The following is a 12299-nucleotide window of genomic DNA, read 5'->3' as shown; positions in this document are numbered from 1 at the left end:
ACCTCTAAAAATTTATCTCTGCATCTTTTAACCGAGGATGCTTTTGATCCTTTTCTGACAGGATAGGATTAGCAGTCGGCCAATCAATCCCCAATTCCGGATCATTCCAAATGATTCCACGATCGTGCTCATGTGAATAATAGTTATCAACTTTATAAAGTACTTCTGTGTTTTTTACCAATGTGCAAAAACCATGTGCAAAACCCTTTGGAACAAGAAGCTGTCTTTTATTTTCTTCGTTTAAAATTACCCCAATCCACTGACCAAATGTGGGAGATGTCTTTCTAATATCTACAACCACATCATATATGGCACCTCTTATTACTCTGATAAGCTTTGTCTGTGCTTTAGGCGTTAGCTGATAATGAAGTCCTCGTATCGTACCTGTTTCAGTAGAGAGCGAATGGTTGTCTTGTGTGAATTGAAAATCCAAACCATAATCTTTATATTTTTGTTCATTGTAACTCTCCATGAAAAAGCCTCGGGTGTCACTGAAAATATTGGGTTCAATAATAAGTACCCCGTTTAGTTTCGTTTTCATTATATTCATATCAATTTCCACCTCTTTAGCTTAACAAAAGGTCACCTATTTTAGTTTTCCGAAGTCCTCACCATAGTCCAGATCCTTTGCTAATTCATTTGCGTGAATGAGAGAAACGTGGGTACCCGCATCTGTCCACCAACCATTTAGAATATCAAAGGTTAGTTGACCTCGCTCAATGTAGGCATTGTTTACATCGGTTATTTCCAGCTCTCCTCTACCTGAAGGTTTCAACGTTTTTACGATTTCAAAAACCGTGCTATCGTACATGTAAATACCTGTTACGGCAAAACGACTTTTTGGAAACTTTGGCTTTTCTTCAATTGAAATGATGTTATCCCCTGACAGTTCGGCTACGCCATAACGATTGGGATCAAGAACTTCTTTAATAAGAATTTTAGCCCCATACCCTTTCTGCAAAAAGTTTTTAGCATAACTGGATATATCATCACCGAAAACGTTGTCTCCCAGTATAACAGTCACCAAATCATCACCGACAAACTGTTCTGCGAGACCTAAAGCTTGGGCAATTCCCCCCGCCTGATCTTGCACCTTGTAGGTAAATGTAACACCAAATTCATATCCGCTTCCTAGCAAATTTACAACATCCCCCATGTGTTCACGGCCAGTCACGATTAGGATATCATGAATATCTGCTTGTCTTAACTTATGAATGGCATGATAAATCATGGGGTATTTACCAACAGGTAATAAGTGCTTGTTAGTTACTTTTGTCAACGGGTACAGACGTGACCCGGTACCACCTGCGAGTATAATCCCTTTCATTGGAAGTCTCCTATCTGCAGCATTTTTGAATTCGTCTTTTATCATTAATCACACATACAGGCCACCGTTTACAACGTTGAAATTATACCATGAAAATTTTATACCCGGATCAAGAAATCTCTGTATATCAATATGTTGCATATAAATACTAGTACAGATTAATAGCCGATCTGAGAAATTTGTAAGTAAAATAATAATAAAAGGACGCAGAGAAAATTTTCTCTACGTCCTTCTGGACAGTAGATTTTTTTAATATGATAAAGTTACTTCTTGTAAAAGTATTGCCTTTTAGTTTTAATCAAACCATAATCTCATTTTTTCAGGAGAGTTTCTTCTCTTTTTCATTATTTCCATTCTTTTTTTTACGAGTTTAGGAATCAATATAACAACTTGGAGATAGGCTTTTAAGAGATATGGTTCCCTCAACAATATATAGATAAAGAATTGGATCTCCAAAAAAACAACTGGTATAATGTGGCGAATTAGATTCGGAATATCATCATTTTTAATGATCATCAGATACCTATTCTTAAAGGAATGGAATCTAACATTTTTGTTAATATCTCTTCGCTTCTCTCTTTTCCAGCCTCGTTTGTGAAAAGCCACAGCGTTTGCGACAAAGAGTGATGACCATCCTAACAGTTGTCCCCTCCAGCATACGTCTACATCTTCCTTATAGATGAAAAAATCGCTATCGAAAAACTCGCCGTTTATCAAAATATCGTTAATAAACTCTCTACGATACAGAGCAGCTGCAGCACAAGGCCCCAAAATCTCTCTATTTTCGTAATAATCATCAAGGCTGTCTCCTTGGCCAAGATCAAATGCACGTCTACTCTTCGTCAATCCAATCCCCATTGAATCGATTTTATTTCCTTCAGCAGAAACAAGCATCCCCGTTGCCATACCAACATTACCATTCCCCTCCATAACAGCAAGTAAGGAACTCACGTAATCAGGCTTAATCATAACATCAGGATTAAGCGTTAGAACGTAATCAGCCTGCTCCGATTTAAGTATACCGATATTGTGTCCTGCAGCGAATCCAATGTTTGTGCTGTTGTTAATGATAGTTACTTTAGGAAAATAATCTTTTATAAGAGATACGGTATTATCTAATGAACAATTATCTATGACGATAACTTTTTGTGTAAACGTACCAGTCTGCTCATATACTGCCTTCAAACAGTTAAGAATGTCATCCTGGCTATTGTAAGTCACAATGTTTATGGATACAGATGGTCTCACGATATCACCACTTCTCTATTTTGAAGTAGGTTATTGCTCATGAAAGAATGTAAAGGTACCTTATCTCAGAGCAGTTTCTCATGCAAGGTACCTATTCTCCTTACTTAATCGGAATAACGACTTTGTTAGATTGGGCAACTATTTGATTCGTCGAATCCAATACTTTTACTTGGACCTCCAGAGTACCTGATTTCTCATACAAGTTCTTTGGTACTATTCCAGAAATGAAACTGCTTTTCCCGAATGCAGTTTGTACTTCAACTCCATTCAAAAAGATTTTAGAACCCTGAATAAAGTTTGTTCCTTCTAAGGCAATAGCTGCTTGTCCATTCGTTGGGTTGAATATTTCCCCCGCGGTGACCACATCGGGATAAATTTTAGTAATAACAATGTTATTTTTATAAGGTGGGTTCTCCACTACGGTTTGATTCACTATACTTTTTTCATGTGATTCAATGATTGGAACAGAAACTTCATTTGAAACTGAGATTGTGCTCCCCATTGAATCAAGCACTTTTAGTTGAACTTTTAAATTTCCTGGTAATTTGAAAAGTTCTTCTGGTACAACCGCAGATACGATACCATATTCTCCGAAAGACGTTTCAACTTTGTTACCATTTAAAAATATAGTAGATCCGCTTCCAATATTCTCGCCCTCTATGACTATGGCAGCTTTCCCTCCGGTTTCGTTAAATTTCTTACCAGCCTCAATTAAATCTGGATAAGTCTTCTTAATAGTCATCGAATTAATTACAACTTTTTTTTCGGCTTGAACAACAGGAAGTTTTGATCCCATGTAATTGTTCCCAAACAATTGATCGTAAAGAATCAACCAATTTTTGTCTTCTTCTTGCTTTATACCTTGTTCTATATCTCTCTTTTCTCCCTCATCGTACATTTTGCTGAGTGCATCCTTCAATTTTGCTATTCGCTCATTGCTTTGTCTAACTAAAGTAAAATATTTGGGACTCTCCATTTCAATATAATCTAATAAGTATGAACCTAGGCTTGTGGTTTCCATGGAATCAATGTGTGATTTTTGGCTTTTATAATTGGACCATATTACAAAAGGAACTGATTGCATTCTTACTTTTTCTTCATCAGAACCATTTGCGTCAATAAATTTTGCTTCTTTATATACTGAAAAATCGTTACCCAATAAAGGTAGGTGATCGCCAAAAAAAACAATTACTGTAGGTTCATTCTTCTTTTCAAAATGGTCAACTAGCTGCTTTAAAGCTAGATCTGCATCATGTAAACCTTGAGAATAGGTTTCTAACATATTAACTGACTCTTGTGATAAATCACCGGTAACCTTTATTTCGTTTTTCTTATATCTCTTTTCATTGTAAGGACCATGATTTTGCATCGTAACCGCATAGATAAAATCTGGTTTCGCAGTTTTATCCATCTCATCTAAAATCCTCCTGGAAACCTCTGAATCAGAAATGAAAGGGCCTTTATACTCAGGATTACTAAAAAGCTCACCGCTAATAAAAGTGTGAAACCCAAGTAATTGATAGACTGAGTCCCTATTATAGAACCATCGATGATATGGGTGGACCGCAAGAGTCTCATAACCCTTTTCGGAAAAATAACTTGCCAATGATGCAATGGGACGATTAACATACGCTTCATAAGCGATGGAACCACCTGGTAAAAGTTTAACTGAATTACCAGTTAGCACTTCAAATTCGACATTTGCTGTTCCCCCTCCATAAGTGGGAGAAAGCAAATAACCTGATGGATGGTCTTGTTGCATCTCTCGGAAATTAGGTATTGGATCGCGTTTAAATGATACATTTTTCAAAATTGTTGGATCCCAAAAAGACTCATTCATTACGATTATTACATTTGGCTTTATATCACTCTTATAGTCAATAGAATTAACGTTATCTGCAATTTTTAGTATCTCTCGTTTACTATAGTTATCCGGCGAAATAATAAATGAGCTGCTCACATTTAAAGTAAATGCCAAAAGCATACCATTTGTTTCGTAGTTTTCTTTTTGGTTATAGACAAGGTTATCAATTCCCGAATAATGAAGTATATTCATAATTTGAGATGGTTGAAAATAAGAAACTACTAAGAGTAAAAGTGAAAAAACAGCGCCAGTTACAATCCTAGCCCTATAGTTTGCAGAAAAAACAATTAAATTTTTCCTTTTTATTACGATAACAACTACGATAAGTATAAGCGTAAGCAGCACAGGAAACAAAACAGCCTGTTGTACCACAAGCGGTACGATATCCATACCCTCTTTATTTAGAAACAGATCCCACGGTAATAATGGCATCCCTAAAATCTTTATTTTATAGTAGTTGATAATGGTCATCATCATAAAAATGACAGTTGCAGCAATTAAAGAAACATTCATATAGCCAATTACAGAAAAGAGCACACCAATTACAAGTGTAAGCAACAGATAGTTCATTATGAATGATTCAATGTTGCCTACAACCCAATAAAAAGTAGCTGACAGACTATTTCTATGAACATACTCTATACAAAATAATAGAAGTAAAATGTAAAGAAATAGTGTTACAAGTCCTATTTTCTTATTAAGGGGGCTGCTTGTTAACAACCCCTTAAAATAATCAATTTGTCTACTCATTAGTTTCAAGCCCCTTTTAGGTGGCCTAACTAGCGCTCTAAACCCACTTTTTAATAGGTTTTGCAAGATGCGGCCATTTCTGGTTGTATTTTTCCTAACACCTTATCTATCATACTGTGAAAAAGATGAATGATATAACTCTTTACTTCCCATGCTCATCCATTCATTTCTATTTGCCATATACCAATACTATCATTTAGATCAATCCATTCTGCTTAGATTTCTATCTTGTAAATTGAAAATTGTTCAGGAATACTTTCCTAACAGGGGCGTTTCTGATACTGTTTGGGGATGCTCAACAGATTCGTTCATAATAATTTATTCAGCCTTTTATATTGTATAAAAGTGAGTTTTTATTTCTTTTTCTAGTTTTAGCATGTTGCTGTTTCAAAATTTTCTAGCGGAACAACTCCGTACGGACAAACCCACTACAAGACTAGCTTACCTTCCATACTTGATAGTAAAGAAATCAACTTATCCAAAACTATATGCCAATCAAACCTATCCAGAATGACATCAACATCGGCCTCATGCTCTGTGTAAAATAGTTTCTCCATACTTGTTGCAATAGATTGAGGCTCATGAGGGTTACAATATATTGCAAGTTCTTCGAAATATTCTCGGACAGGAGCAACATCAGAAACACCAATAGGACGACCAAGTGCTAGGGCCTCGATAGAAGCGAGACCGGGTGTTTCAATAAAACTGGTCTGCATATGTCCTTTTGACTTTTTCATGATTTGAAAAACGGTCTCCTGTTGAAGATGGTCTATGAATGTAACATTATTCCCTGCTGTTTTGAAAACCTTCTCAGCATATTTTTCACAGTCTTTTGATGCCCTCCCAATAATAACCAAAGGGATATCCACCATCTTTGCAGCTCTTACTAGGTTAAGTTGATTTTTTCGGGGACCTATTCCCCCAACAGAGCATAAATAGTGATCAGGAAGTGATATCCCTATGTCCATGTCATGTTTCGAACTGTGTACAATTTTTCGCGTATCAATCCCATTTAGCAATACGACGTTTTTATCCTTAATTTCATGTACACCAAAGCGCTCAATTAGGTGTTCCATTTCTGCATAGGAATTTGGGCAAATATATTTCGCGTGATTCAAAATATATCGAATCGCTTTTTCCACACTATTGATTTCAGTGAATGATATATCGTAATTTTGGAGCATTACCCTATTGTTTTTCCAAAAAACAAGGGGTCTTAATCGAGATTTTACTGAATTAGGAATAAACTGCACCGGAGAAAAAATTTCATCCGGCATTTTCAAACTATCCAAATCCCAATACACAGGAAAAAGTATATATGGCTTTTCCTGTTTCAAACATTCCTTAGCCTGTATATACGCCTCAAATGGACGTGTCAAATTAAAAATAAACACGACATCAAATTCATTCAGGTTAACTTTATAACTGTTGAAAATCTTAACGTAAAAGCCTTTCTCTGCTAAAAATGATGCAATCGCATTGATTTGAACAGTATCGCCACCAGGAAATATACCTGAATCCCACCTATCAAAGATCGCTATTCGCATTAGTTTCAACAAGTCCACAACCTTTTTCCAACGGGGATAATACTGCTTCAATTCGTTTGGACCAAGTGTTCTCTCCAGCTAATTCCAGTAATTGTTGCTGCATCAGTTTATTGTCCTTTTGTTGAAATGCTTCATGTAATTTTACATGAAACTCTTCATGATTCCGTGCAACAAATATTGGAGACAGATTCCGAACTTCTGGAAGGTCTGAACTTACAATCAATTTTCTGCCTGCCATATACTCATATACTTTTACAGGAGAAGTGTTCACGGTAATATCATTTATCAAAAATGGTAGTAGAGCTACATCAAACGCAGCAAGCAACTGTGGAATGTCGGCATATGAAACCCTGGGCAAAAACTTCACATTATTATATCTTTTCAACTCGTTAACTTTATCCTCTACTTCAGGATAAATTTCACCAACAAAAAGAAATGTCCAATCCTTATTCTTTCTTGCTAAAAACTCAACTGTTGAGAAGTCAAACCAGTCCGCAATAGCTCCGTAATATCCAGCAATAATATTTGTATCTGTCTTTAGTTGCTCGAGCTGAGCCCAGCAACGCTCTTCAAAGGAAATAAAATCCTCAATTCGAACGCCATTTTGAATAAGGAGCGTATCTTTTCTTATATCAATCAGTTCTTTATATATGCTCTTTGCTGTCGCTATTACAATATCCGCTTCTTTCACCGATATATTAAAGTCTTCATTAATCCTTTCATAACTCAAAAAAGTAGACAAATGATCAATACAGTCATATATCTTAGTAACGGGCGCTGATAAATGCATTTCAATGTTCTTTACGAACTTTCTTTGATGAGGCCAAAACTGCCAGATCACAACATCCTTCTTACTTTTAATTTGACTTAAAAGACGACCACTTGCATTATCGTTATATAAATATAAGTTCGGTTCAATCTGTTTCACCCCCCTTACATCCCAATCCGGCGAGAAAGGAAAATTAGTGTCCACTAAATACAGGACGGTATAACCTTTCTCAGCCAGAGCCCGTGCAATTTGTTGAGGACGTTGGAACATATACCCCCAAGGGCACGTCGGAAGGGGAAAGATAAATATTTTTGCACTACCTTTTTGGAAAATATCTTCCAATTCCTTAATGATTTCTTCTTCTTTTGGAAAGGGAATAAATGTATTTTTAATAAAACCTTGTGGCAAACGATTAAGAAGCTTGCGAATTAATGTTTTTGGCGTTTTTACAGACTTATAGATTTTCTTAATCATACCCATTTATTCCTCTCCTAACATAAACACCACTTATGAATGACTCAATATAGCTTTATCAGTCAATGCATCGACTACTCTTTCCACAGTTTCCTCTTCGATTATCACTTCTGACTTCGTAATTATCTCACTTATTTCTTCATGAATATATGCGTTTCGGTCCACTGCAACAACTTTGGCCTTAATATCATTATGATAATCAGATTCTCCGCAGTATAACACTTGATCAAAAACGGTACTTTCAAACAAATCAACTCTATTGGTCAAATAAAGTGTATGTCCTACCTTGCGAGTACCTATCAATTCTTTATCATGATAAAAATGAGAATAAACAATTACTAGATTATCCTTTTGTGCAAGAGCAACCGCAATATTACGTCCACGATTATCTGGCTCCCAATTTTTTTCTCCAAGAATCAAGATGCTCCTCTTCCCTGATTGTCTAATGGCTTCGGCAATAGATTCGGAATCCATTGCATTCCAAAATAAACTTGCTGGGTGTTTTGGAAATTGCCACTCTTTCCCCCATTTTTGTTCAAAGTAGCGTTTGTTCTTTTCCCAAATCGAGCGATACTTATCATTTTCCAACTTCTTAAAGCTTACACTTCCATGATGGTAGACAAAGGCATCCTCTACGATACCGAGCTTATAACCATTTTGTCTCACACGCTCACAGTAATCATCATCTTCAAACATGCCTATCCCGTAATTGACGTCTAAATCGCCAATTTTTGTATAAACTTCTCTTGTCATCGCTACACAAAAGAAACCGAGTAATTCTGTATATCGAATACGGGAACGATAAAGTTTATAAAACTCATCAAGCCATTTAGGATCTGCACCTTCTATTGCATTTCCAACAAAATGGTCTAACATCTGGTCATTGCCAACTGAATTCGACATTGGTCCAACCATACCAAGTGAAGGATCCTTTTGTAAGGGAGTTAACAATCTCTCTAACCAGCCGGGGGGAACTATTGTATCGTTATTGAGCAAAATAATATATTCTCCCGTTGCCGCCTGACAACCAATTGAATTTCCACCGGCAAAACCTGTATTCGTTGGTGACAAAATGACTTTTAATTGCGGGTGCTGAATACGCGCCAATTGTATTCTAGTCTCATCAGAAGAATCATTATCAACAATAATTATCTCAACGTTTGGATAGCCATTATTCCTAAATAAACTGTCTAAGCATTGTTTCGTATACGACCAATTGTTGTAGGTTACTATTATAATGCTAACCTTTGGATAGAAACGGGAATTTATTTCATTATTTAATTTCACAAATCTTGCATGCCACGTATTGTCCAATGCAAACTCTTTGCGCATTTCCGCTTTCTGTAAATCCTGTTTTGTTAAAGCTTGGTTAATTGATTGTTCAAACTCTTCTACAGAGGATGCTAAATAAACGTAGTCGCGAATCATTTCCAATTCGGGTAAACGAGTAGAAACAACTGGCTTGCCTGCTGCAAGATATTCGTAAACCTTGACAGGATTCGTTGCTAACGTAAGATCATTAACTAAAAAAGGAATCACGCAAACATCAAAACAATGAAGATACTGAGGCAAAACTGTGTATGGCTTTTCTCCAGTGAACACGACATTTGGCAGTTGCTCTGCCCTCGAAGTGTCACATCCGAAAGTATCCCCAACAAGAACAAAGGTCCATTTAGGATTTCGCTTTGCTAACTGTTCAATTAATTGAATATCAAACCACTCAGAAATGGCTCCATAATATCCAATAACGGGACCAGTAATCTTCTCTATCTCCTCTGAGAACGCAAGCGGCCTTGAAGCAAAATGGTCGTATTCACCGGCATTTCTAACAAGAATCGTCGACTTGTTTTGAGTTTTTACTTTTTCATATAACAATTGAGAAGACGTTACAACTAAATCTGCTTTTACAATCAATGACTTTTCTGAAGATAACATCTCTACAGAGTTTGTAGAAAAACCGGCATGGTCATCCATACAATCATAAATTACTCTATTATTCTCCAAACTAAATACAAGCGGTGCCCAAAATGGCAGATCTAAAATTGAAACAGAATGAGAAAATTTAAATCTTTCCTTGATATAATCAATCGACCATTTTAAATATTGAATATCATCTGTATCATCAATTACGTCTTTATAAGCATTCAATCGATTTTTGGAGCAAAGCTTTACCCACCATACATTCTTACGGAGTTCCTTTATTATTACTTTTTTTGAGACATCTTCATATGTTAAATTAGCTTCATGCTCTAACGTATCAATTGAAAAATAAAAAACACGATTTCCATTATCCGCAAATTGAACAGACATTTGCTGCGGGCGCTGCCATCTAAAGTCCCATTCAATAACAGGAAATCTAAGAATGTCTACCCCATTCGGAACATTATATTTTACATAAGATGTATCAATCATTCCCATTGGCTGAACTTCATCGATTGTTTCCACACCAGTGTTATTCATTTCCGTTATATCGATATTCTGAATTTTTGCTTCTTTAATGGGGCTATAGAACATAAGCTCCTGATCTTTTGTGATTGGTTGATTCAAGAGCTTGTTTTTAAACCATCTTAAGAACTTTCCTTTTTCAGCACTGCTTCCTTTCAAAAACTGTTCATTAAATCTCCGTAATAAACACATCATCTTCCAGGCTTTTGTATTTTGCGCACGTTGAATCTGATTATTGAGTTCTACTAACGAGTGTATATTAAGTTCATTAACAAATTTTGTTTTCTCCAAAATTTGTTCAGTCTGATGTAATTTGTTTACAGCACTTTTCTGTTCATCCAATCGAGTTGCCCCCTTTACTCTCTTGATTTCCATCTAAATTAATATGAATTGATTTTAGATTCCAACGACAAAATATTGATATCGCGCTTTCTTATTTCCTCTTTAAGTGTGTCTACTATTTTTCCCCATTCTTCATTTGCTTGTTGTAACAACATTACACTCTCATCTCGTTTAACGACTTCTTCCTTTAGTGAGGATATCCACTTTTCCTTTTCTTTGTTTTCTTCTTGCAACTTAAGTACACTTTCATCTCGTTTGCTAATCTCTTCCTTTAATGCGGAAATCCATTTATCCTTTTCTTCATTCTCTTGTTGTAACCTCAACACGCTCTCATCTCGTTTAACGACTTCATGTCTGAGAGTGGATATCCATTTATCCTTTTCTTCATTCTCTTGTTGTAACCTCGACACGCTCTCATCTCGTTTAACGACTTCATGTCTAAGAGCAGATATCCATTTATCCTTTTCTTCACTTTCTTGTCGCAACCTCAACATGCTTTCATCTCGTTGAACGACTTCATGTCTAAGAGCAGATATCCATTTATCCTTTTCTTCACTTTCTTGTCGCAACCTCAACATGCTTTCATCTCGTTGAACGACTTCATGTCTAAGAGCAGATATCCATTTATCCTTTTCTTCACTTTCTTGTCGCAACCTCAACATGCTTTCATCTCGTTGAACGACTTCATGTCTAAGAGCAGATATCCATTTATCCTTTTCTTCATTTTCTTCTTGCAACCTATATACGCTTTCGTCCCGTTTGCTAACTTCTTCTTGAAGAACTGATATCCATTTATCTTTCTCAGATATGATATTGCTGTTAGTAAAAGGGAAAATGAGCTCTTCTATTACATCAACATCTACGTTTGAACATACTGCAACAAAAAAGGATGTAGATTCTGGATCTACCTTAGTATCTTCAAGTGGAACCTTTGTCACATAACCCAAGGACTCATTTTCTAACATGAAAGGTTTTATGGTTATACCTTGTATAAAATCTTGAAGATATATGGATACATTAGTAAATTCCCTTTTTAAAATAGCAATGAACTCATTAAGATAATATTCTTTTACATGGTAGGGATTTTCATAATCACTTTGAACATCTGAATACATTTTCTTGTTTGGGGTAGATACAATAAATACCCCCTCTTCTTTTAATACTTTCTTAATTTCATTGAGATATTTTTCTGTTTGTTCCAGATGTTCTATCACCTCAAATGAAACGACGGCATCAAACACTGACTCTTCTAATTCCAACTGAGTACAATCCATTTGCAGATATTCTAAGTTATCCTTTATAAAATTCTCTGTTCCATAACTAATAGCCTCATGCGAAATATCAATACCAATGACGTTCGCATTTGGAATGCAAGCTAATTCATACGTTCCGTAACCGGTACCGCAGCCTACATCTAATACCTTATCGCCAGGTTGAATAAAACTCTTGGCAAAAAGGTACCTAGTAATATGTTCACGGTATAGATCAATAGGGACTTTTCCTGGAACAACCCGTTCTCCTGTAAATTCCACT

8 protein-coding genes are annotated in these 12299 nt (G+C 36.0%); all 8 read right to left on the bottom strand.

Going from position 1 to position 12299, the window contains the following annotated elements; genetic code table 11:
• Window positions 1-4 precede the first annotated feature (4 nt).
• The 8 genes from rfbC to EIZ37_RS04945 all read right to left on the bottom strand — a co-directional run bounded on the left by rfbC (window position 5) and on the right by EIZ37_RS04945 (window position 12298).
• The gene (gene rfbC, locus EIZ37_RS04980; protein ID WP_134683469.1) at window positions 5-550 is read right to left on the bottom strand and encodes a dTDP-4-dehydrorhamnose 3,5-epimerase; all 546 of its coding nucleotides are present in this window, start codon (window positions 548-550) and stop codon (window positions 5-7) included.
• Window positions 551-586: 36 nt separating this feature from the next.
• Window positions 587-1327: a sugar phosphate nucleotidyltransferase gene (locus EIZ37_RS04975; RefSeq protein ID WP_134683468.1), complete on the bottom strand. Its 741-nt coding sequence runs from the start codon at window positions 1325-1327 to the stop codon at window positions 587-589.
• 294 nt (window positions 1328-1621) lie between these two features.
• Window positions 1622-2575 carry a glycosyltransferase family 2 protein gene (locus EIZ37_RS04970; protein ID WP_167568678.1) on the bottom strand — a complete coding sequence of 318 codons (954 nt, stop codon included), beginning with the start codon at window positions 2573-2575 and terminating at the stop codon, window positions 1622-1624.
• Between the two features lie 100 nt (window positions 2576-2675).
• A complete protein-coding gene (locus tag EIZ37_RS04965) occupies window positions 2676-5189 on the bottom strand; it encodes an LTA synthase family protein (RefSeq protein WP_134683466.1) in 2514 nt (837 codons plus the stop codon).
• A gap of 428 nt (window positions 5190-5617) precedes the next feature.
• Window positions 5618-6736 carry a glycosyltransferase gene (locus EIZ37_RS04960; protein WP_235827893.1) on the bottom strand — a complete coding sequence of 373 codons (1119 nt, stop codon included), beginning with the start codon at window positions 6734-6736 and terminating at the stop codon, window positions 5618-5620.
• Window positions 6717-7985, bottom strand: coding sequence for a glycosyltransferase (locus EIZ37_RS04955; protein ID WP_134683464.1), 1269 nt, complete (start codon window positions 7983-7985; stop codon window positions 6717-6719). The genes EIZ37_RS04960 and EIZ37_RS04955 overlap by 20 nt, the downstream gene beginning before the upstream one ends.
• Before the next feature lie 27 nt (window positions 7986-8012).
• Entirely contained in the window at window positions 8013-10766 is a 2754-nt protein-coding gene (locus EIZ37_RS04950; RefSeq protein WP_167568676.1) for a glycosyltransferase, read from the bottom strand.
• Between the two features lie 38 nt (window positions 10767-10804).
• Window positions 10805-12298 (bottom strand): class I SAM-dependent methyltransferase, encoded by a 1494-nt coding sequence (locus EIZ37_RS04945; protein ID WP_167568674.1) that lies wholly within the window; start codon window positions 12296-12298, stop codon window positions 10805-10807.
• Between the last annotated feature and the right edge of the window lies 1 nt (window position 12299).

Source organism: Brevibacillus migulae (assembly GCF_004521915.1).
Taxonomy (GTDB): domain Bacteria; phylum Bacillota; class Bacilli; order Brevibacillales; family Brevibacillaceae; genus Brevibacillus_F; species Brevibacillus_F migulae.
Note: the sequence above shows the minus strand (reverse complement) of the source record. Positions and strands in the feature narration are given on the sequence as shown.